The organism is Mycobacterium sp. Soil_C_30, from assembly GCF_057656995.1.
In genome coordinates this window covers 360,280-383,172 of the sequence record NZ_JBDGJH010000002.1, presented here as the reverse complement: position 1 = coordinate 383,172, position 22,893 = coordinate 360,280, and the positions used below count along the sequence as shown (strand labels likewise).

Annotated in this window: 17 protein-coding genes and 1 pseudogene; 14 read left to right on the top strand and 4 right to left on the bottom strand. The window is 62.9% G+C overall.

Translation table 11 applies throughout. From position 1 onward, the window contains the following. Position 1: 1 nt before the first annotated feature. Both AC3A6P_RS04765 and ligA read right to left on the bottom strand, forming a co-directional pair. On the bottom strand, positions 2 to 1,000 hold the full coding sequence (locus AC3A6P_RS04765; protein WP_487689033.1) for an AAA family ATPase: 999 nt from the start codon (positions 998 to 1,000) through the stop codon (positions 2 to 4). Positions 1,001 to 1,019: 19 nt separating this feature from the next. Continuing rightward, positions 1,020 to 3,125 carry an NAD-dependent DNA ligase LigA gene (gene ligA / locus AC3A6P_RS04760; RefSeq protein WP_487689031.1) on the bottom strand — a complete coding sequence of 702 codons (2,106 nt, stop codon included), beginning with the start codon at positions 3,123 to 3,125 and terminating at the stop codon, positions 1,020 to 1,022. 57 nt (positions 3,126 to 3,182) lie between these two features. Here ligA and AC3A6P_RS04755 point away from each other — a divergent pair, with 57 nt between their 5' ends. Both AC3A6P_RS04755 and AC3A6P_RS04750 read left to right on the top strand, forming a co-directional pair. Then, complete coding sequence (locus AC3A6P_RS04755) at positions 3,183 to 3,599, top strand: MmcQ/YjbR family DNA-binding protein (RefSeq protein ID WP_487689029.1); 417 nt, start codon at positions 3,183 to 3,185, stop codon at positions 3,597 to 3,599. Next, on the top strand, positions 3,596 to 5,212 hold the full coding sequence (locus AC3A6P_RS04750) for a 4-coumarate--CoA ligase family protein (RefSeq protein WP_487689027.1): 1,617 nt from the start codon (positions 3,596 to 3,598) through the stop codon (positions 5,210 to 5,212). Before AC3A6P_RS04755 ends, AC3A6P_RS04750 begins: the two co-directional genes overlap by 4 nt. 161 nt (positions 5,213 to 5,373) lie before the next feature. On the opposite strand, the gene AC3A6P_RS04745 is transcribed toward AC3A6P_RS04750, so the two are convergent. Next, positions 5,374 to 6,051, bottom strand: a complete 678-nt coding sequence (locus AC3A6P_RS04745) for a TetR-like C-terminal domain-containing protein (RefSeq protein ID WP_487689025.1) — start codon at positions 6,049 to 6,051, stop codon at positions 5,374 to 5,376. Positions 6,052 to 6,120: 69 nt separating this feature from the next. Between AC3A6P_RS04745 and AC3A6P_RS04740 the strand changes: the two genes are divergently transcribed. From AC3A6P_RS04740 to AC3A6P_RS04725, 4 genes are all read left to right on the top strand, one after another. Beyond that, positions 6,121 to 8,100, top strand: a complete 1,980-nt coding sequence (locus AC3A6P_RS04740) for an alpha/beta fold hydrolase (protein ID WP_487689023.1) — start codon at positions 6,121 to 6,123, stop codon at positions 8,098 to 8,100. A gap of 562 nt (positions 8,101 to 8,662) precedes the next feature. Beyond that, positions 8,663 to 10,255 carry a linalool dehydratase/isomerase domain-containing protein gene (locus AC3A6P_RS04735; RefSeq protein ID WP_487689021.1) on the top strand — a complete coding sequence of 531 codons (1,593 nt, stop codon included), beginning with the start codon at positions 8,663 to 8,665 and terminating at the stop codon, positions 10,253 to 10,255. Positions 10,256 to 10,324: 69 nt separating this feature from the next. After that, a complete protein-coding gene (locus AC3A6P_RS04730) occupies positions 10,325 to 10,714 on the top strand; it encodes a SaoD/DsrE family protein (protein ID WP_487689019.1) in 390 nt (129 codons plus the stop codon). 250 nt (positions 10,715 to 10,964) lie between these two features. Continuing rightward, positions 10,965 to 12,572: an AMP-binding protein gene (locus tag AC3A6P_RS04725; RefSeq protein WP_487689017.1), complete on the top strand. Its 1,608-nt coding sequence runs from the start codon at positions 10,965 to 10,967 to the stop codon at positions 12,570 to 12,572. Here AC3A6P_RS04725 and AC3A6P_RS04720 read toward each other — a convergent pair. Beyond that, positions 12,569 to 13,876 (bottom strand): PucR family transcriptional regulator, encoded by a 1,308-nt coding sequence (locus AC3A6P_RS04720; protein ID WP_487689015.1) that lies wholly within the window; start codon positions 13,874 to 13,876, stop codon positions 12,569 to 12,571. The two genes, AC3A6P_RS04725 and AC3A6P_RS04720, sit on opposite strands and share 4 nt — an antisense overlap. A 142-nt stretch (positions 13,877 to 14,018) precedes the next feature. On the opposite strand from AC3A6P_RS04720, the gene AC3A6P_RS04715 reads away from it, so the two are divergent. The 8 genes and pseudogenes from AC3A6P_RS04715 to AC3A6P_RS04680 all read left to right on the top strand — a co-directional run bounded on the left by AC3A6P_RS04715 (position 14,019) and on the right by AC3A6P_RS04680 (position 22,876). Further along, positions 14,019 to 15,539, top strand: a complete 1,521-nt coding sequence (locus AC3A6P_RS04715; protein ID WP_487689013.1) for a flavin-containing monooxygenase — start codon at positions 14,019 to 14,021, stop codon at positions 15,537 to 15,539. Then, positions 15,536 to 16,402, top strand: coding sequence for an alpha/beta fold hydrolase (locus tag AC3A6P_RS04710; RefSeq protein ID WP_487689011.1), 867 nt, complete (start codon positions 15,536 to 15,538; stop codon positions 16,400 to 16,402). Before AC3A6P_RS04715 ends, AC3A6P_RS04710 begins: the two co-directional genes overlap by 4 nt. Before the next feature lie 40 nt (positions 16,403 to 16,442). After that, positions 16,443 to 16,964 (top strand): annotated as a pseudogene (locus AC3A6P_RS04705) (acyl-CoA dehydrogenase family protein); the annotation flags it as partial. A 198-nt stretch (positions 16,965 to 17,162) separates the two neighbouring features. Further along, positions 17,163 to 18,290 (top strand): zinc-binding dehydrogenase, encoded by a 1,128-nt coding sequence (locus AC3A6P_RS04700; protein WP_487689009.1) that lies wholly within the window; start codon positions 17,163 to 17,165, stop codon positions 18,288 to 18,290. Between the two features lie 230 nt (positions 18,291 to 18,520). Further along, on the top strand, positions 18,521 to 19,570 hold the full coding sequence (locus AC3A6P_RS04695; protein WP_487689007.1) for an NAD(P)-dependent alcohol dehydrogenase: 1,050 nt from the start codon (positions 18,521 to 18,523) through the stop codon (positions 19,568 to 19,570). Between the two features lie 183 nt (positions 19,571 to 19,753). Continuing rightward, positions 19,754 to 20,806 (top strand): AraC family transcriptional regulator, encoded by a 1,053-nt coding sequence (locus AC3A6P_RS04690; protein ID WP_487689005.1) that lies wholly within the window; start codon positions 19,754 to 19,756, stop codon positions 20,804 to 20,806. A gap of 146 nt (positions 20,807 to 20,952) precedes the next feature. Continuing rightward, positions 20,953 to 21,906: a 3-hydroxyacyl-CoA dehydrogenase gene (locus AC3A6P_RS04685; RefSeq protein WP_487689004.1), complete on the top strand. Its 954-nt coding sequence runs from the start codon at positions 20,953 to 20,955 to the stop codon at positions 21,904 to 21,906. Between the two features lie 46 nt (positions 21,907 to 21,952). Further along, entirely contained in the window at positions 21,953 to 22,876 is a 924-nt protein-coding gene (locus tag AC3A6P_RS04680) for an alpha/beta fold hydrolase (protein WP_487689002.1), read from the top strand. The last annotated feature ends 17 nt before the right edge of the window (positions 22,877 to 22,893 follow it).

Sequence of the window (22,893 nt, the reverse complement as noted above, 5' to 3'; positions counted from 1 at the left end):
GTCAGGGCACTCGGACGGTCTGCAGTACCGCGTCGATCACCGCCTCGGGTGTGACGTCGACGTTCACCGCCTCGAAACCCAGGATGAGCCGGTGCCGCAGCACCCGGTGGGCGAGGGTGCGGATGTCCTCGGGCAGAACATGACCGCGTCCGGACAGCACCGCCTGCGCCTTGGCGCACCGGCAGAAGGCGATCGTGGCGCGTGGACTGGCGCCGTATTCGACGAGCCGCCCCAGCTGCTGGGGAAGGAACCGTCGTGGTTCGCGGGTGACGTGCACCAGCTCGCTGACATAGCGCACCAGTACGGGATCCATGTGAACACCGCGCACGGTGTTCTGCACACGCCGGATGTCGTCGAGAGTGACCACCGCCCTGGGAGTTTCGGTACGTTCGTATACCCCGGCCTCGATGCGGAAGATCATCTCCGCCTCTTCGTCGGGACTCGGGTAACGAAGCACCTCCTTGAGCATGAAGCGGTCGGTCTGCGCCTCTGACAGGGGGTAGGTGCCCTCCTGGTCCACCGGGTTCTGCGTGGCGACCACCAGGAACGGCTGCGGGATGGGGTAATTCACGCCGGCGATGGTGGTCTGGCGCTCCTCCATGGCTTCGAGCATGGCGCTCTGGGTTTTGGCGCTGGACCGGTTGATCTCGTCGAGCAACACGATATTGCTGTGCACCGGGCCCAGCTGCGTGGTGAAAACGTGCGAGGACGAGTCGTAGATCTGGGTGCCGATGATGTCGCTGGGCAGTAGGTCCGGTGTGCACTGGATGCGCCGGAATCCACCCGAGATGGATTCGGCGATGGTGCGAGCCGCGGTGGTCTTGGCCAGTCCGGGCACCCCTTCCAGCAGGATGTGCCCGCCGGTGAGCAACCCGATGAGCAGCGATTCCCGGAGATAATCCTGGCCCACCACCTTCGCGGAGAACGCGCGGGAGATGGCGTCGACGGTGCGGTTGGCGTCCTGCAGTGCGGCGTTGTCGAGTCGTGTAGGTGTACTCATGCTCGCCTAGGCGTACCCATCAGCCGTCCTGGCTAACGTCAGGCCCCTCTTCCAGCAACTTCCGGAACCCGTCCTCGTCGAGGATGGGCACCCCGAGCTCCACCGCCTTGTCGTATTTCGACCCGGGAGCGTCACCGGCCACCACGTAGGCCGTCTTCTTCGACACCGAGCCGGCCGCCTTACCGCCGCGCAGCAGGATCGCTTCCTTGGCCTGGTCGCGGGAGAAGCCGGTCAGCGACCCGGTGACCACGATCGACAGGCCCTCGAGGTTGCGCTCGATGCTGGTGTCGCGCTCGTCGGCCATCCGCACCCCGGCCTGTCGCCACTTCTCGACGATGGCGCAGTGCCAGCCGACGGTGAACCACTCCTTGACCGCGGCGGCGATGGTGGGACCCACCCCCTCGGTGGCGGCCAACTGTTCCTCGGAGGCCTCGATGACGGCATCCAGGCTGCCGAATTCGCCGGCCAGCGCGCGCGCCGCCGTGGGGCCGACGTGCCGGATGGAGAGCGCGACCAGCACCCGCCACAGCGGCTGGGACTTGGCCTTGTCCAGGTTGGCGAGCAGCCGTTTACCGTTGGCCGAGATCTCACCCTTCTGGGTGGTGAACAGGTCTGTGCGCAACAGGTCGTCGGCGGTGAGCGTGAACAGGTCGCCCTCGTCGGTGATCACCCCGGCTTTGAGCAGGGCGATACCGGCTTCGTAGCCCAGACCTTCGATGTCGAAAGCACCCCGGCCGGCGACATGGAACACCCGCTCACGCAATTGCGCGGGACATGAGCGCGAATTCGGGCAGCGGATGTCGGCGTCGCCCTCCTTGGCCGGCTTGAGCGGGGTGCCGCACTCGGGGCAGTGGGTCGGCATGACGAATTCGGTTTCGGAGCCGTCGCGCAGGTCGACGACGGGGCCGAGCACCTCGGGGATGACATCGCCGGCCTTGCGGATGACCACCGTGTCACCGATCAGCACGCCCTTGCGTTTGACCTCCGACGCGTTGTGCAGCGTTGCGAGTCCGACCGTGGAGCCCGCGACCTTCACCGGCTCCATGTAGGCAAAGGGCGTCACCCGGCCCGTGCGACCGACGTTGACCCGGATGTCGAGCAGTTTGGTGGTGGCTTCCTCGGGCGGGTACTTGTAGGCGATCGCCCACCGCGGCGCTCGTGACGTGGCGCCGAGGCGGCGCTGCAGCGACACCTCGTCGACCTTGACCACCAGGCCGTCGATTTCGTGTTCGACATCGTGGCGGTGCTCACCCCAGTACGTCACCCGGTCCTGTACCGCCTCGAGCCCCTGCACCTGCACGGTGTGCGAGGACACCGGCAGGCCCCAGGCTTTGAGCGCCAGGTACGCGTCGTGCAGGGAGGGCGGATTGAATCCCTCGGCGTGCCCCAGGCCGTGACAGATCATCCGCAACTTGCGCCGCGCCGTCACCGCCGGATTCTTCTGGCGCAGCGACCCGGCGGCGGAGTTACGTGGGTTGGCGAACGGCGGTTTGCCCTCCTCGACCAGGCTGGCGTTGAGCGCCTCGAAATCGGCGACGCGGAAGAAGACCTCACCGCGCACTTCCAGCACGTCGGGCACCGGATAGTCGGGATTCTCGGTCAGTCGCTCCGGAACGTCCTCGATGGTGCGGGCGTTGAGGGTGACATCCTCGCCGGTGCGCCCGTCACCGCGGGTGGCCGCCCGCTCCAACCGGCCGTTGCGGTACACCAACGCCAGAGCCACGCCGTCGATCTTCAGCTCGCAGAGGTAATGCGCCTCCGGGCCGATCTCGGTGCGCACCCGGGTGGCCCAGGCCGCGAGCTCGTCGGCGTTGAACACGTTGTCCAGGGAGAGCATGCGCTCCAGATGATCGGCAGCCCCGAACTCGGTGGCGAAACCCGCCCCGCCCACCAGCTGCGTCGGGGAGTCCGGAGTGCGCAGCTCGGGGTGCTGCTCCTCCAACGCGGCGAGCCGGCCCAGCAGTGTGTCGAACTCGCCGTCGGAGATCACCGGCGCGTCCCGGACGTAGTAGCGGAACTGATGACCGCGCACCTCGTCGGCCAGCTCTTGCCACTGCCTGCGCAAGTCGGCAGCGCTGTGGTCGGCTTCCGTCGTTGGATCTGGCGCTGTCTCGGGTGAGCTCACGTTCTCACGTTAGCGAAACGGACCGACACCGATCGCGGCCTGGCTAACCTGGGCTGCATGCCGCATCCGATCATGTTTCGCGATGACGATTTCGGCTTGGCGGATGTGCGGCGGATCGCGTTGGGATTCCCGGGAGCGTTCGAGAAGATCTCTCACGGCCGGCCGGTGTTCTACGCGAACAAGAGCTTCGTCTGGTACGGCGGCAGCTCCAAGGCCACCGGCGAGCAGGTGACCTACCCTTACTCGATCCTGATCAAGCCCAGCGAGACCGAGCGCCCCGCGCTGGAGCAGGACTCGCGGTTCTTCTATCCGATGTACCTGGGCCCCTCGGGGTGGCTGGGTCTGGATCTCACCGCAGACAGAGCCGATGCGGGCCCGGATTGGGATGAGGTGGCCGAACTGATCGACACGTCGTACCGGCTCGTGGCCACCAAGAAGCTGATCCACCAACTCGAAACCAAAGGAGCGACGTGACATTTGCCAGCCCCTACCCCGAGGTCGAGATTCCGGACACCGGCGTCTACGACTACCTCTTCGGCGACCTGTCGGAGTCCGACGCCGATCGGGTGGCGCTGGTGGATGCGCCCACGGGAGCCGAGCTGACCTATCGCGATCTGGTGACGCGAGTCGACGCCTTCGCCGGTGCACTGGCCGATCGTGGGATCGGCGTCGGCGACGTGGTGGGCCTGCTGTCACCCAACAGCTCGGGATTCGCGATCGCCTTCCACGGCATCCTGCGCGCCGGTGCCACCGCCACCACCATCAACGCGCTGTTCACCGCGAAAGACATCGCCAAGCAACTCACCGACGCGCACGCCAAGATGCTCGTCACCGTGTCGGCGCTGCTGCCCCAGGCCGCCGAAGGCGCCGCGCACGCGGGCCTGTCCCCCAGCGAGGTGGTGGTGCTCGACGGACCCGGTGAGGCGGACGCAGGTTCGGGCGGCCACCCCAGCGCCGACGACCTGCTGGCCTCCGGCGCCGACGCGCCCACCGTGAGTTTTGATCCCTCCACCCACCTGGCGGCACTGCCCTACAGTTCAGGGACGACGGGAAATCCCAAGGGCGTCATGCTGACTCACCGCAATCTGGTGTCCAACGTGGCGCAGTTCAGCCCCATCCAGGGCATCACCTCCGACGATGTGATCATCGCCGTGCTGCCGTTCTTCCACATCTACGGAATGACGGTGCTGCTCAACGCCGCTCTGCGGGCGCGGGCACGACTGGTGGTGATGCCGTCGTTCGATCTTCAGGCGTTCCTGGGCAACATCGCCGATCATCGCTGCACCGTCGGCTACATCGCTCCGCCCGTGGCCGTCGCGCTGGCCAAACACCCGGTGGTCGACGAGTTCGACCTGTCGTCGCTGAAGGTCGTGATGTCAGGGGCGGCTCCCCTGGACGAGGACCTGGGCCACGCCGTAGCCAAGCGGATCGGATGCCGGATGGTGCAGGGCTATGGCATGTCGGAGCTCTCACCGGTGAGCCACTGCATGCCCTTCGATGGTGGCGAGAAGTCCATCGGAGTGACAGCACCGCTGAGCTCGGTCGGCTGGACCGTGCCGAATGCGGTCAGCAAGATCGTCGATCCGGCCAGCGGCGCCGAGATCGGGATTCCGGAGTCGGGGCGCAGCGAGACCGGGGAGCTGTGGTTCTCCGGTCCCAACGTGATGGCCGGTTATCTGGGTAACGACAAAGCCACCGCGGAAACCATTGACGCCGACGGCTTTCTGCACACCGGCGATATGGCGTGTGTCGACTCCGACGGGTGCGTGTACATCGTCGATCGCCTCAAGGAGCTGATCAAGTACAAGGGTTATCAAGTGCCGCCCGCGGAGTTGGAAGCGCTGCTGCTGACCCACCCGGATATCGCCGACGCCGCCGTGGTCGGTGTCACCGATGACGACGGCGAAGAGATCCCGAAAGCGTTCGTCGTCAAACAGGCCGGCGCCTCGCTGGACGAGACCGCGGTCATGGACTTCGTCGCCTCGCACGTGGCGCCCTACAAGAAGGTGCGACGGGTCGAATTCATCGACGCCGTACCGAAATCGGCGTCGGGCAAGATCCTGCGTAAGGATCTTCGGACGCGCTGATCTGGTGATCGCAGGTTTGCGACCGCCCTGCGCTGCGTCACTTCGGAGCTGCCCAGACGTGAGCGCAGCCTCCACCGACTTTGGCTTCCCCTCCCGGGGTCTTGCTCACCGGTCTGTCGAACTTGCACACCCGAATCCAGTTGGCAGTTTGGCATTCAACCTCAGAGGTCGGTTCCCAAACGTGTGAGGGCACGAGTATGAGACCTCTCCACAGCGTCACGTGGCAACCCGAAGGCGGAGATGACGTTGACGGTCATCGGTTTCAGCACCCCTTCGACCGAGTTCTCGCCAAGATGCGCACCCATCTCCAACGTCACGAATCCGTGCACACAGCACCACAGCTGGTCCGCCAGGGATCCGGGATCGCCAGAGTCATAGGGATGCTCGCTGAGTACTCGTCGGCATGCTGCGACAAGTTGATCGTAGGCGTCACGGAACATTTCAGATTGGCCGCCACGGCGCTCGGGTTGCCATGCACGGTAGGTGCCGCGCGTGGATAGTCCGAACATGAGGTCGTAGCGGTGCGGGTTCGCCTGTGCGAAGTGCCGCATCGTGAGAGCGTGCTCGAACAGATCTGCTACTGCATCGGATGTACTGCCGATTCGCACGAATCGGTCAGCAAGTTCTGCGAAGCCGAGGTCCACGACGGCCTGTAGCAGTTCTGGAAGTCCACCAAGGTGGTGGTACACAGCGCTGGCTGACATTCCGGCGGCCGCGGCGACTGTCCGCGCTTTGAGTTGGTGAGGGCCCTCCTGCGCCAAGAGGTCGGTTGCCGCACGCACCAATGCGTTGACGGCCGCAGCCCGACTGAGCCGCGGCGAGGGGAGATGATCTGCCATGGCGGTCCATCGTTGCAGCACTGACATCGGGGGTTGCTAGCTGTGATCGGTAACACTACAGTCGCCACCATGTGTAACAAAGTTCTACTAACGCGATCGGCTGCAGATCTGCGGTCGATCAGGGTGGAGCTTCGAGAGGACGGGGTGCTCGTAGCCCGGCTCGAAACCGATCCGCACGGCCTGTTCAGCCGCGGACAGGCCGGTGACTTGGCTGCTTTGGTTCGACGGGCACACCGTGACCCGAGCATTCGGGCCGTGGTCCTCACGGGGTCACAGCCGGATCGATTCGTCAGTCACGCGGATCTGTCCTGGTTGCAGCGCGACGGTGCGGTTGTCCCTCCGCTGGGTTGGCGAGTGATGTCGGTCGTCGTGTGGTTGGCCTCGTTGATGAACTCCAACCCCATCACCAGGTGGCTGGCGCGTCGAACCCCGATCCAGGGAGCTGTGCAACTCGACCAGATGCACAAGACGTTGCGCCTGATGTCCAGGAGTTCCACGGTTTTCGTCGCAGCGCTCAACGGGTCGGCGCTCGGGCTGGGAGCCGAAATCTCCTGGGCGTGTGACGCCCGAGTGATGGCCAATGGCCCCCACGTGATCGGACACTTGGAGGTACTGCTCGGATTCGCCCCCGGCGCCGGCGGCACCCAGCGACTGGCGATGCTCGTCGGATCCCATCGTGCTCGGCGATTGATGCTGGACGGAGTTGGGCTGTCGCCGGACGAGGCGCTCGCCTTGGGCGCTGTCGACGAGGTGGTGGCTCAGCCCGAAGTGGTAACACGAGCGGTCGCGCTAGCGAATGTGCTGGCAAGTCGTCCGGTCTCGGCCATCGCCGCGATCAAGCGGGCCGTCGAGGTGGGCGAGGCCAGGGGGCTCCAAGCCGGCCTGCGGCATGAGCGGGCGGAATTCCTTGCGTCATTGCCTCAGGCCGAAGCACAAGCCATCATGCTCGACTACCTCAGCGAAACCGCCCGAGACGGGGAATTGCCGGTTTACCGGACCGGCGGGTTGGAGGCCGCCCGCGCGCGCGGCCGTGCAACTGGAGGACCAACTTCCTTGGGATCCAACAGTATCGAGTCTGTCGGCAAGCACGGTGTCACGCGCCAGACCGTGCACTTCACATCGGGTCCTTCGTGGTGTGCCGCATGGCTGTACTTGCCGGCCGGCGCAAGCGCTGATTCGCCCGTTCCTGGCGTGGTGATGGGGCACGGGCTCGGCGCGACTCGTGAGTTGGGGCTTGACCGCTACGCGGAACGATTCGCCGCAAGGGGCCTGGCTACGCTGGTTTTCACCTACCGTGGGCTCGGCGACAGCGGCGGACACCCCCGCCAGGTGTTATCGATGAGGCAGCAGTTGAAGGACTGGGATGCCGCCATCGACTACGCGCGTACTCGGCCGGAGATTGATTCGACGCGGGTCGCCATCTGGGGTAGTTCGCTCGGCGGCGGTCATGCGCTTGTCACGGCCGCCCGTCACCCGGACCTCATCGCGATGGTCGCCCAATGTCCTTTCACCGATGGGCTGGCGTCCGCACTGGCACTGGGCCCACGACGCGCGCTTGCGCTGATTGCCCCGGTGGTCGCAGATCTCGTGGCGGCGTTGCGCAGAAAACCGCCGGTGTCGATACCGGTCGCAGGGCAGATGAATGTCGTCGCCTTGATGAGTACGCCGGACTCGTTCGACGGGATGCAAGCCCTCGTGCCGGCAGGTCACCATTGGCGTAACGAGGCAGCAGCTCGGTCCGTGCTGAGCATCCTGCCCTACCGACCTGGGCGTGTGGCTCGCCGCCTCGTTGTTCCATCATTGATCTGCGTCAGTGCATCCGACACCGTGGCACCGGCTGGTCCGACACGTCGCCACCTGAGCGGGATTCCAGCCGCCGATGTCCGGACATACGATTACGGACACTTCGAGTTCTATGTGGGATCCGCTTTCGAGAAGCTGGTTTCCGAGCAAGGCGACTTCTTGGTGGAACACCTACAGCCCACCTCCGCACGTATTAGGTTGTCACCCAATACTTCTGGCGACGAGTTTCCTGGAATCGCCCAATGAGCGACATGCTCCTCACCGTGACTCTTTGGACCCTCGGAACGGTCATGACATCGGGGTCGCGATACCTGCCGAGATTGCGAGCGCAGATCACAAAGTCGCTCACGTTCGAGCTTTCCGCCGGCACGCGCGTAAGTCGCTATTGGGTTTTCGACGCGACACACCGTCGCGTTGTGTCGAAGGGGGGGCGAGTCCAGAATCCCGAGTGCGCCGTCCACTTCAAGACCAGTAGCCAGGCTATCCGTACACTCGCTTCGGCCAAGACAGTCGATCGAGTTGTGACCGGTCTGCATGACGGCTCGGTGCAGCTCCACGGTAGCGCCTTCGTCCTATTGTGGTTTCACGGATTGACGCGCATGTTCTTCAAGCGCGGTCGACCAGCTGGGCCGCGGTCGGAACTGCCCGGCCGTTACCTCGCACACGACCCAGCTGCGTGTGGTGTGGAGCGAATTATCATAGAGCCCAGCGTGATCCGGCTCGATCCGGAGTGGACCGCGGCGTGGCGGGCCCGAGCCACATTGCTCCAGGTGCGTTCGGCCACCGATGAACCTGTTTTGGAGCCCTGATGGCTGACGCGGCCGAACTGAACCGACTCAGCACAACGCAGCCGCAACAGCCACTTCACGAGTGGACGACCAGTACCCGTGCAACGGGTCTCAATGAGCGCAGCCTCGGCTGGCTGCGCTTCATGTGGGACAAGGCCACCACACCCGACGACTGGTCAGACCAAGGTGAGCCGCACCCGTGGTGGGATCGTTACAGCGAGCCACCGATGTGCGCATTCCCCCGGTTCGACATCGCCGAGATGGGCTATGTGCTTCCGATGATGATGGAGTGCACACCCGCTTGGCGTGAGGGGTACGTGCGAATCCTTGATGAGCTGATCGGGAGATACCAGTCATTTTGGGGTGCCGTGGACTGGAATACACTGATCGGTCCTGATCCCAACGTCGATCGCTATCCCCCGGAGTGGCTGACGGTCGCACCGGAGCACCTACGAGGTCGTTATGCGTTGCCGGGCTGGACGGGCAACGGTGTTGAGCCCTGGGGTCTGCAACCCGACCCGATCGGCTGCGACGGAAACCTGTTCTACCGTGGTTGGCTGACGCTGCTGATGAGCATTCGACGCTACATCTCCGGCTCCTCCTCGGAGACTGACGAGTTTCAGGTCACGGGATATCAGAATCGTCAATTCACATGGACTCACGAGCGAATGGCCCGGTTCATTTCCGACCAGCTGCGTGCGCGCCCGCAGGGTGCACACTGTGAGAACACCAAGATCTGGCCCTTCTGCATGAGCGCTGCCGGCCTCGGTCTACAGCTGTACGACGCTGTCCTCGGGACATCGGTAAACGAGTCGTTCCGCGACTGGATGAGGTACGCCCAAAGACACTACATGGGGCGCGACCGCAAGGGCAGGATCGATTGGGTTGCTTTCTATTACGACCCAATCGAGGACGCGACGATGACCTTCCCTGGGACAGTCAATGCCTATAGCGCCCTCATTCTGCTGCACTATCTGTCACCCCAGGATGAGCAACTCGGAATCGACCTCTACGAGTCGGCTATGCGCCAACTCGGCTGGAACAACCCCAAGGTGCCCGTCGTCCAGCTCGCTGATGACCCCCAACTACTGTCAACTGCACTGTGGATGGCCCGCGAACTCGGCGACGCCACCACATGGGATCGGCTCCGCGAGGTGGCCGAACGACAATTTGAGCCGAAGTTCTTCGGGGAGAGCAACTCTCGGTTCGCCTTCTGGTTTCAGGAAAACTCGCTGTGGCCCCGCGGGCAGCTCAACGCGACGCTGTCAATGATCGAGTGTGCCGAACCGGGAGCGTGGGCGCGAGTCTTCAATTCTCCGAACCTTTCCATCCACGAGGAGCCCACCCTCCGCGGGGTGGACTATCCCACCATGGGGATCCGCAGAACCCACCATGACGCAGCCAAAAAGACTCTTGAAATCGATACCTACGCCGCAACACCGACCCGGCAGGGTGATCGAACGGCCTTCTCTGTCGACACGCTAGACATCTCAGGCGAGTTCACCATGACGATCGACGGGCGCGCCAGCAGCACATGGCGGCGCGTTGCCGAGAACGCAGTTGAGATCGATGTGTGCGTCGATTCTCAGCGAATCGCCCTCACCTACGGCTGATCGGCGATTCGTTTTGGTTCCTGCGGCAGAGCAGGCCGACAGTCACCGCCACCGAAGAAAGGAAAGTACATGAAGGTCGCCTACGTGTTCTCAACCTCTGGACACACCGCGAGTTACAAACTGGGCAAGATGATCCTGCCCCAGCTCGAAGGGCGCAGTGGGTATCCCCAGGGCCACGGGGCTGACGTTGTGGGCATGTTCTTCTTCGACGACAACACCTATGTTCTTCGCGCCGGCGATCCAATTGGCGAACGACTGTCGAAAGTGGCCCAGGAACGCGGCATGTTGTTGATGATGTGCGATCAATGTTCGGTCGAACGCGGGTTGGCCGAGGGCACGCCTGGGGGCCCAGGCGGCGTCGCGCCCAAGGGCACGGTGCCCGGGGTGAGTGTGGGTTGCTTCCCAGACCTCTACACGGCGCTGGAGGGCAATCCGCCCGATCAGGTCATTACCTTGTAATGACTGGCTGGACTGCGCTGTTCAGCGGGCCCGGCGCGTGCGTGTTGCCAGTTGCACGCCGTCACGCCGACTTGTCCATTCGCCACAAGTACTCAAGGACTCTTTGAGCTCGGCGGACAAGCGTTCTTGGAACCCGATTCCGTAGCTTTCATGTGCCACACTGTTGCTTCCCCCGTGACTGCTGCAGCTGGACACGACTGTATCCGCGTGCAGCAGTGGGCGACCCAATGAATGGATACTCAAACCCCGCATGGTCATCGTTAGCCCTTTCCCTGATATCGCCATACCCGACAAGAGTGTGTTCGACAGCCTGTTCTCGGGCCTGACCGACACCGACCTCGACCGAGTCGCGATCATTGATGTTCCGACCGGACACCCGACGACTTACCGACGATTGGTCGAGCAGGTCAACGGTATCGCCGCTGGACTGGCGGCGCGCGGCGTCCGCGTCGGCGACGTGGTGGGTCTGCTTGCCCCGAACTCAGCACTGTTCGCCGCGGCTTTCCACGGCATTCTCCGCAATGGCGCCACAGCGACCACGATCAACGCACTGTTCACATCGGCAGACATTGCCAAACAGCTCATCGATTCACGTGCCACGTGCCTGATCACGGTCGGCGGGCTGCTAGCGCCGGCGGCAGAGGCTGCCCGCACGGCGGGGATGACCCCAGAGGATTTGATCGTCCTCGACGGCGATGGCACGGCCGCATGCGGCCATCCCAGCCTTGATGACCTGCTGGCGGCGAATTTTATAGCGCCGCAGCTAGATTTCGATCCCGCGACCCATTTGGCTGCATTGCCCTACAGCTCTGGAACTACCGGAGTCCCCAAGGGCGTGATGCTCAGCCACCGCAATCTAATCGCTAATGTCTCGCAGGTGCGGCCGCTGCTCGGACTGGGCCCGGACGACAAGGTACTGGCAGTTCTACCGTTCTTCCACATCTACGGAATGACGATGCTGCTCAACGCTGCGCTGATCGAACGCGCAACACTGATCGTGATGCCGCGGTTTGGTTTAGTCGAGTTCTTGGATGCGATTCAAAAATACGGTGTCACCTATGGATTCATCGCGCCACCGGTCGCAGTAGCCCTGGCCAAACACCCCCTGGTCGACGAGTTCGATGTGTCGTCGTTGCGCGCTCTGGTGTCGGGCGCTGCCCCGCTCGACGCCGCGCTCGGAAATACCGTGGCGAAACGACTCGACACGCAAGTGATCCAGGGCTACGGGATGAGTGAACTGAGCCCGGTCAGTCACTTCATGCCAATTGATGGCGGATATACACAATTCGGCGAGATCGCCCCGCTCGATTCGTGTGGGTGGCCCATCGCCAACACACTCAATAAAATTGTCGATCCGGCCACCGGACGCGAGATCACGGCACCCAGTTCGGGCCGAAGCGAACCTGGCGAGCTGTGGGTCAAGGGTCCCAACGTCATGACCGGTTACCTCGGAAATGACGCCGCCACAGCGGCAACAATCGACCAAGACGGATTCCTGCACACCGGTGATTTGGCTCAGGTCGACAACCGCGGCCGGGTCTACATCGTCGACAGGCTAAAGGAACTCATCAAGTACAAGGGGTACCAAGTCCCTCCTGCAGAACTTGAAGCACTGCTGCTGACCCACCCCGCCATTGCTGACGCCGCCGTCATCGGGGTCACTGACGATGATGGCGAAGAGATACCCAAAGCCTTCGTGGTCCGTGCCCCCGACTCTGATCTTCTCGAAGACGAGGTCATCGCCTACGTTGCCGGGCATGTGGCCCCCTACAAGAAGGTGCGACAGGTCGAGTTCCTCGACACCATTCCAAAATCGGCCTCCGGCAAGATCCTCCGAAAAGAACTACGCACCCACTAGATATGCCCGCGCTCTCCGCTCTCGTGCAGCAGTTCACGGACTGCGGGAAGCAGCGTAAGTGCAACCTGCAGATCGAGTGAGTCGCGGTTTACAGTCTTGTCCAGAAGTTCTTCGGCACGGTGGACGCGGTAACTCACGGTGTTGGGATGCACTCTGAGCAGAGCCGCGGCGCGGGTCCGGCTGCGGTCCTCTCTGAGATAGGCTGCCAGGGTGATTGCGAGGCGGTAGGTAGCTTCATCGTCCTCGGCCAGGCGCCCTAGTGTCGAGGCGACAAAAGCCGACGCATGATCGAGGTCGCTGGTACACATAGCGGCGACCGCAACCTTTCGATAATGAGTGACTGAAATGCCATCGTGCGCTGTCAATGAAGCCACTCGGCGGGCGTGGCCGGCCTGAACGAAGGTCCGTCGAAAGCCTTTGAGACCGTACCCAGGCTCCCCCACTGCGACGTGCACACCTATAGGCAGATTTACCGTCTGTCTCTGCGAATCTAATGCCGTCAATAGATGGGCGGAAAAAGGTCGGCGGCTGCTGAGCCAGGCCCCCAGCGCCAGCGACCCGGTGGGGTGGCTGATGTTGTGCTCAGCCCCCGCAACACGGGACACTTCGGCCACCGCGGCGCTTAGGCCCGACAATGCGTCACCATTATCCGGCAGGTGATCAACCCAGGCGATCATCCCGATGTGGTGTCGTGCGAGTTCGTACCGCAAACGTCTCGAGGCCGCCGAACTGTCTCTTTCACGGTCGCCAAGAATGTCCTCGATAACGACTGCGCGTGTCGCGGCTGCGCCCCGCAGCCACGTCTCGCGTTCCTCCTCGTAAGCCTGGTTGGCGCGCGTTACAGCGCTATCAACAAAGGCGAACAGCCAGAGCGTAGCTAGTCTCACCGCGAATTCTCGATCGTCGGGGTCGCGAGTGCTTGTCGTGATCGTGTCAAAGAGCCACTGCCACAGCTGATCCTGGGCCAGACGATAGAACCTGGTGTAGTCGGTGGAAGGGAGATTCCGCCACACCGCCGAACGAAATATTGCCAGTGTCGATGGCGGCAGGGCAACCTGTGCCGGGTCCGCGGCGACCTCGATGATCTGGGCCAATTGCCGCAAACTCTCCTCGGTGCTACCCAGCGCTTCTTGAACAGTCTGAGCATCGGGCAGTGTCGCGGGTATCTTGGCCTTGGCAAAGTCGACGAGTTGGGCAGCCAGCTCCGAGGCTGCAGTACGCAGCTGCGCAGCAACCGGCCGCAACACATCTCGCCACACCCGCTGCGCCTCAGGTTCTTTGACCGGCAACCACTGCACTTCCACGCTGTTGGAATGTACTCACCCTTGTGATCCGACAACAACGAAAACGGGGAATTTGGTGTCGTTCGACGAGCGACGTACCCGACCAGAGGCCTACGTTGTGACCTCAAGCACAACAACACGCACTGAGTGAAAGGCACCGCCCGTGACCCCACCTAATCGTCTCCGCAGCGCTTTAGATCACGTCGACGTGCTGGTCGTAGGAGCGGGAATCTCTGGCATCGGGCTGGGATGCCAACTGAAGCGACAACAACCGGGCCGCACCTTCGCCATCGTCGAAGCCCGCGATGCGATCGGCGGAACATGGGACCTGTTCCGATATCCGGGTATCCGATCCGACGCGGACCTGTACACCTTTGGTTACGGCTTCAGGCCGTGGACCAAAGACAATGCCCTGGCCAACGGCCATGAGATTCTCGACTACCTCTACGAGACGATCGCCGAATACAACTTGACCCCCCACCTGCACCTTGGCCACAAAGTGCTGCGCGCGGACTTCTCGCGGGAACGGGAACGCTGGACTGTCACCATGGAGCGCACGAGTGATGGCGCCCAGTTCGACGTCACGTGCAACATGCTCGTCTCAGCGTCCGGATACTACGACTACGACAAGGGCTACACCCCCCACTTCGAAGGCCGCAACGACTTCGGCGGACTGATCATCCACCCCCAGCATTGGCCTGAAAACCTCGACTACACCGGAAAAACCGTCGTGATCATCGGCAGCGGTGCCACCGCGGTGACCCTGCTCCCGGCGATGGCAACGAAGGCCAGGCACGTCACCATGCTGCAGCGGTCACCTTCCTACGTGCTGCCCATCCCCCGCCAGGATCCCATCGCCCATGGACTTCGCAAAGTGCTTCCTGACACCACCGCATCGACGATCACCCGCAAGATCAATATCAGGCGTATGCAGCTTCTTTACGGCGCAAGCCAACGTTATCCCAAGCTCGTACGCCGTCTGGTCCGCTGGGCGAATACCCGAGCACTGCCTGAGGGCTATCCCGTTGACACGCACTTCAATCCCGAATACAACCCGTGGGACCAGCGGATGTGTATGGTGCCCGACTCAGACATGTTCAAGGCCATCTCTCGGGGCGCGGCCTCGGTAGTCACCGACCGGATCGAGCGGTTCACCGAAACGGGAATACTGCTCGAATCGGGCCACGAACTGCCCGCCGACATCATCGTGACAGCCACCGGCTTGAACATGGTGCCGTTCGGCAAGATCGACCTCAACGTCGACGGCCGGCACATCGACCCCCACAACCACCTCACACACAAGTCAGTGATGCTCAGCGGCATTCCGAATTTCGTGTTCGTCATCGGCTACACCAACAATGCGTGGACCCTCAAAGTCGATCTGGTCACCGACTACGTGTGCCAGCTACTGGCTCACATGGACCGTCACGGATACACCACCGTCACCCCGGTTTCCGACGGACACGAAGGCACACACCGTCCCTATATCGACATGTCGTCGGGATACTTCACCCGGTCCACACATCTGTTTCCACAGCGCGGGACAAACGCCCCGTGGAGTGCCGAACAAGACTATTCACTTGACCGCGTGCTACTGGGGGTGGTCGATGATCCGGCATTGAGCTTCACCAAGAACACCGTGGCCACGGCCGTGCAACCTCCCGTCGAAACAGCGGCCGTATGACAACGCCGGCCATAGTCGAAGTCGGCGGCAGACGCGCCCGCGTTCGCCTCGAAGGAAACCCGGACGATCCGCCCATACTGCTGCTGCACGGGATCGGTCGCAGCTTGGAGGACTGGGCACCACAATACCCACGCCTTGCCACCGATCATCGACTCATCGCTCCAGACGTCGCTGGTTTCGGTTTCTCCGCTGCTCTACCACAACCCGCTACCTTGAAAGCACTGGCAGTCAGTGTGATCGAGACCGTCCGGGCTATCGGAGAGCTACGGCCGTTGCACATTGTCGGTAACTCTCTCGGGGGCGCGATTGCACTTCAGGTTCTAGCCCTAGAGCCCCACCGCGTGGCCAGTCTGGTGTTGGTCGACTCCGCTGGTTTCGGATCCGATGTGGCGTTGACCGTGCGACTGCTCACCATACCCGTGGTCGGCGAACTCATGACTCGACTCACGACACGGGCCGGCGCATTGATCACCGAACGCATGATCTATGCCGATCCTGCACTAGCCACCCGAGATCGCATCAACCATGCGCTGGCCATCGCAAAGCAGCCTGGCGCGGGCATTACCATGCTCCAGGTCGCCCGCGGCCTCGCCACCTGGCGCGGCGTGAAATCCGGCTGGCGTAGCGAGTTATTGGCCAGCGCAGCCAGGCACCCACGACCCACACTGATCATGTGGGGAGACCGCGACAAGGTCCTGCCGCCACACCATCTTGCTTCCGCGCAGCGCGCGCTCCCCCACGCACAGACGCAACTGTTCGCTGGTGTCGGGCACGCGCCGCAGATCGAGAAACCCGACGAATTCGCCGAGTGCATCCTCAAATTCGTAGCAGAGACCACGCTGACGACCCGCGAAATCCATTGAAATTCAGAATCTTTGGTAGCAAATGTAAGGACCACCCGGGGCAGAGACGGATCCCGAACGAGGAGCAAGCGGGATCTCGGCATTCGTGGTGCGTTGATGACGACGGTTTCACCGTAGGGCCGACAGAAAGAGAGCTAGGCATCAAGGGCAGCCCCATCACCAAGCTGTTCTTCGAGAACCGCCGCATCCCAGGTGATCGAATGATCAGCGAGCTCGGCGCGCGGTTCAAGACGGCCCCGGCCACACTCGACCACACGCGCCCGACCATCGGCGCTCAAGCGGTAGGCGTCACGCACGGCGCGCTGGGTTCCACGATCACATGCACCAAGGATCGCAGACAGTTCGGTACCGCAATCAGCAGCTTCCAGGGCGGATATTCCATGCACGCCGATGTGGCGATGAAGGTCGGGGCGACACGATTGATGGTGTACGTCGTGGCGGCGCGAGCCGAACGCGGGAAGCCAACCTCTGATTCATCTCAGCCGCATCCAAGTGCTTCGCCTCCGATGTAGCCATGGAAGTCACCACCGAGGCTGTCCAACTCCTCGGCGGTGCGGGATTTCCGCCGTGCACTGCTGCGCTAACGTGACCCGCTAACGGCCTTGCAACGCAGCATCATCGGCTCACCTAGGTGCTGCTGTCACCGAATGCCAACTCTCTGTCGTCACATGGCAAGAATCATGTCGACATCACTGTGACGATCGTCATAGCCCGCCTAGAGGCGGGCGTTCCCAAGCACTAATCGAACGGAGGCTGTCCGTTGACCAGAGCGACCGGACCGACCGGACCAGCAGTGCCGACGACGATGAGAGCTGTCGTACTCCAGTATGGTCAGCTGGAAGTACGATCCATCGCGGTACCTCAGCCGAGACAGGGCGAGGCCTTAGTCAAGGTGCGCGCCACCGGTATCTGCGGCAGTGACCTGCACTGCAGATCCCACACCGCTGAGTTGCTCGCAGCGTCCGAACTGGCCACCGGAAATGTGCTTTTCGACATCAACTCTCCAGTCGTGATGGGGCACGAGTTCTGTGCTGAAGTGGTGGCGTACGGTCCTGGGAGTAGAGGCACTCTCGCCCCCGGTACGAGAGTGGCCTCACCTGGTGTGTTGCTGCGCGATCCAGCTTTGCTGATCGGCTACGGCGGACCGGACACCCCGGGCGGATACGCCGAGTACATGCTCCTCTCGGAAGACCTGATGTTCCCGATCCCCGACACCATGGCTGACGAAATCGCCGCCATCGCCGAACCGATGGCGGTCGCCTTGCATGCAGTGAATGCTGGAAACCTCGGCCCCAACGATGTTCCGTTGGTGATCGGATGCGGTCCAGTCGGCCTCGCGGTGATCGCCGCGTTGAAGATGCGCGGCCACACCCCCATCATTGCTGCTGACTTCTCGCCCACTCGTCGCGAATTGGCCACCGCATTGGGTGCCGATGTGGTTGTCGATCCGCGATTGACCTCACCCTATGACGCTTGGCGTGCCGCGGCGCGGACCGACGACCCTGCTCGGATGGCACGACAGACGATGCTGGTGCCCGGCAGCTTCCGACCTCAGGCCATATTCGAATGTGTTGGCGTACCAGGTGTCATCGAGCAAGTGCTCGCCGGCGCTGCCGGATGCGCCAAAGTGATCGTCGCCGGCGTCTGCATGCAGCCCGACACATTCCAGCCGACGGTCGCCTCCATCAAGGAACTCACCTTGATCTACGCCATGGCCTTCTCCCCGCAGGAGTACGCCGAGGTACTCGACCACCTCGCCACCGGCAAACTCCAGGTCGCGCCGCTGATCACCAGCACCGTAACCCTTGCTGACATACCCGAGGCCTTCGACCGGCTCGCAGACCCCGAACGCGACGCGAAGATCGTTGTCCTCCCGCGGAAACAGTAGCGGGCGGATCTCGATGTGTGACCAGGCCGGTGGCTGGTTGTCGTCTCACCACAATCGGATGCCGAGGACTAGTAGCGAACGCACGAGCAACGGTATCTGCCACCGACGTAAATTGGCTCCACTTGACTATGCAGCAAATGGAAACCCCAAGGCCGAGCAAGAGGACGTCTTCGTCAAAGTCCATTGCGCACTTGCGGATTCGGAATCAACCGCCAGATGGAAGGGCTCGTATGACAACCAGCACCTACGCTTACGCCGCACCGTCGGCCACTGACCCACTGAGCAAGGTGACCATCGAACGACGCGATGTCGGGCCGTACGACGTCGCCATCGACATTCACTTCTCGGGTATCTGCCATACCGACATCCACATCGCCAAGAGCGAATGGGGTCCCGCCGCCTACCCGGTGGTGCCCGGACACGAGATCGCCGGCGTAGTCGCCGCGGTCGGCTCTTCGGTCACCCGACACAAGGTAGGCGATCGGGTGGGTGTTGGCTGCTACGTCGATTCCTGCCGGGAGTGCCCGAACTGCCGCGCCAATTTAGAGCAGCATTGCGTCGGTAGCGGGATGGTCTTGACCTACAACGGGGTTGGCCCTGACGGCCAACCCACGCTGGGTGGGTACAGCGGGGCGATCGTCGTCGACGAGAACTACGTGCTGCGCATTCCCTACGCCATCCCGCTCGACGCGGCGGCACCACTACTATGTGCGGGCATCACGGTGTATTCCCCACTACGGTCGTGGGGCGCCGGACCCCGAAAACGGATCGCCATCGTCGGCCTTGGCGGTCTGGGCCACCTGGCACTCAAGTTCGCCAAGGCGATGGGTGCCGAGGTGACGGTGCTCAGCCAGTCGCTGAAGAAAATGGAAGACGGCCTGCGCCTGGGTGCCGACCACTACCGGGCCACCAGCGATCCCACCACGTTCACCGACCTCGCCGGCGGCTTCGATCTTGTCCTCAACACCGTCTCGGCGAAGCTGAACCTGGGCGACTACCTCGGACTGCTCGCCACGGGTGGCACCCTAGTCGAGCTCGGCATGCCGGCTCGCCCACTCGAAGTGCCCGCCTTCCCACTCGCAGCAGGGCGGCGAAGCGTGGCAGGCTCACTCATGGGCGGTATCGCCGAGACGCAGGAGATGCTCGACTTCGCCGCAGAACACGACATCGTCACCGAAATCGAAGTGATCACACCGGACTACATCAACGCGGCCTACGAACGCGTGCTGTCAAGCGACGTCCGGTACCGCTTCGTCATAGACACCGGCTCCCTTCGGTAGTCAACCCCCGGCCTTGAGAATCTCGGCACACGCATACCCGGGGCAGCGCCGACGACTGGACACAGGAAACTCCAAATGCGAATCAGCTGAAGTCATTCCGGTCACTACCGACGCGAAGAACGTAGGAATCATTGCTCTCATATCTGTCGAGGGTTTCCAGGTCATGGCAACAGTACTGTCGCCATGCGACAACTGCCTGCCGCTAAAAGGGCCATGGCCTATTTGATACGCGGCACGGTGATCTCCAAGGCGGGCGAACTCGTCACCGAACTCGGCGGAAACGCCGACCAGCTACTGTGGGCACACGGTATCGATCCGCTCGCCATTGAGGATTTCGACCGGTATGTCCGTTACGAGGACGCGGCAGCCGTGCTGGGAGACGCGGTGCGTCAGTTGGACAGTCCGGATTTCGGGTTACGGCTTGGAGGCCGTCAGGGCATTGCGGCACTGGGACCTTTGGGCGTGCTGTTGCGCAATGCTGATACCGTCGGCAACGCAGTCGCTAGCGTTTGCCGATTCCTGCGGAATGTCGCACCAGCCGGTACCGCCGAGTTGGTACGTACCTCCGCGTCGGCGATGTACTCCTACTCGACGATCCTGCGCAACGACTGCGATCGCCGCCAGATGATCGAGAAGAACCAGGCGTTGGCCATGCGCGCGTTCAGGGTCGTTATCGGTGACAGTTTCACGCCAAGGAAGGTCACTTTCCAGCACGACCGGCTGGCCCCCTTGGAAAGCTACCGTACTGCCTTCGGGTGCGATGTCGAGTTCGGCCGCGACCTGAACACCATCCAGCTGGCACCCGGCGATCTGTCGCGCGCGATTGACGATCGCGATCTCGCCGCGCTCGCTCTCGCGGAGGAATACATGGTCAGGCTGCGACCCAATGTCGCATTGGCCGAGCATGTTCGCGATGTGACTCGACGTCTTCTCCTCCTCGACCAGGCCAGCATGCGTCGGGTGTCGCGGGCGGTATCTCTTCACCCCCGCACGCTGCAGCGTGAGCTCGCGAACGAAGGCACCACGTTCGAGGAGATCCTCGACGATCTGCGCAGCACGCTGGCGTGGGAGTTGGCCGCTACCGGGATGCAGGCAGCACAAATCTCGCGCGCCCTCGGATATGCCGAGCAGAGCAGCTTCACCCGCGCCTGCCGCCGTTGGTACGGCGAGTCGCCGCGTGCGCTCATCCGACGGCGTCGCGGCCGGCGCGCCGAGGAGACTCCTGCGCGGGTATGACCGAGCGGCCTCCGACAGTCAGCTTCGGCGTCGCCAAAAGACAATTCTGCGTCGCAGCAAGTCAAGTATTCGTGACCACTTTCTGCCAGCGTTGTGATGGGCATCACGGATGGTGATGACCACTCATCGACAGTGGAGCGGGTGGTGTGAACGTGTCGGATCTCAACAAGGTGGCGGTACTCGGCGGGGGTGTGCTCGGCGGGCAGATCGCCTGGCACAGCGCATTCAAGGGAAAAACAGTCGTGGTCTACGACATCTCCGAGGCCGCCATCGCGGGTTGTCACCGGGCGCACGAGGGGTACGCCGCGATCTACGTGAGCGAGATGGGCGCGACTGGCGCCGACATCCGGTCCACGCGGAATCGCCTCAGCTACACCACCGACCTGGAATACGCGGTTACCGACGCCGATCTCGTCGTCGAGGCCGTCCCCGAGGTTCCCGACATCAAGACCGGCGTATACAAGGAACTCGCAGACCTGGTTCCTGCTCACACCGTGATCGCCACCAACAGCTCAACCTTCCTGCCCAGTGACTTCGCTGCTGCCACAGGTCGGCCTGACAAGTTCTGCGCCCTGCACTTCGCCAACATGATCTGGGCGATGAATTTTGCTGAGATCATGGCTCACCCCGGAACCTCCACGCAGACGCTGACCGCCATCACCGAGTTCGCCATCGAGATCGGCATGCTACCGATCCCCGTGCGCAAAGAGCAGAACGGCTATGTCGTCAACACCTGGGTCGTCCCGCTGCTCAACGCTGCACAGACACTGGTGACAAATGGGGTCGCCACCCCGGAAGACATCGACCGCACCTTCATGGTCAACGGAGCCCGATTCGGGCCGATCGGCATGCTCGACATCATCGGCATGAAGACCGCCCACGACGTGCTCAGCTACTGGGGAGCACAAGCGGGCGATAACCAGATGATCGCGAACGCCGAGTACATCAAGAAACGGTTCCTCGACCGCGGGGAACTCGGGGTCGCCACCGGCTCCGGCTACTACAACTACCCGAACCCGGCCTATCAACAGCCCGATTTCCTCGCTGTGCCCGACCTCACCGCAGTCCCCGAGATCGTCTCACTCGTCGATCCGAGATAAACCTATCCGCACGTTCCACCGAGAAGCGCCACACCCAGGAGGTGTCTTGAACGCGAAGGGCGATACCAGCACCGTCAGGAACCAGCCGACCACGCTGCCGGCCGGGAGCCCGACCCGCTTCGCCGTGGCCAGCGACGGCGTGCGGATCGCGATCTACGAGCACGGCGACGGCAGTCGGCCCACCGTGGTCCTGGTGCATGGATTTCCGGATGACCACACCGTATGGCGGCCGGTAGCCGAGATCCTCGCCGAGGACTTTCACGTAGTCAGCTACGACGTCCGTGGCACCGGCGCCTCGGGGCAACCCGACATGCAAGCAGGATATCGAATCGCACAGCTGCGCAACGATCTCGAGACCGTCATTCAGTTGACCAGTCCCGGTGCCCCAGTTCACCTCATGGCCCATGACTGGGGCTCCATTCAAAGCTGGGGCGCGGTGACCGACCCTGCGTTTGACCACACACTGGTGTCGTTTACCTCGATATCGGGACCGAGCCTGGATATGGCCGGCGTCTGGCTGCGCAGCGGGCACCGCTACATAGGAAACTTCGCCCGCCAGGTTGCCGACATCTGGTACGTCTTCGCTTTCCAGCTGCCTCGCCTTCCGGAATTTCTCGTGCGGCGCGGCGTGGTCGATGCGCTGGTACGGCGCTCGGAGCACATCGGCACCCCCATTGCGCAACGAAAGCGGGGCCAGCATCGACCACGGCGGGACGCTGTCAACGGCATCGAGCTCTACCGCGCCAACATCGCGCGGATGGTGGCGCCGCGGCCCGCACACGCCGTATGCCCGGTACTGGTGCTCGCACCAGCAAACGACATCCATGTCACCGTGCCGCTCGCCCTGGAGGCACCGGCACCGTACGTCGAACACCTGCGCTCCCGCGAAATCCCGGGAAACCACTGGGTCGTCGAGCAAAATCCCGACCTGATCGTCGCCCACTTCAACGAGTTCGTCACCGCACTCTGAACCAAGACGAAGGTAGA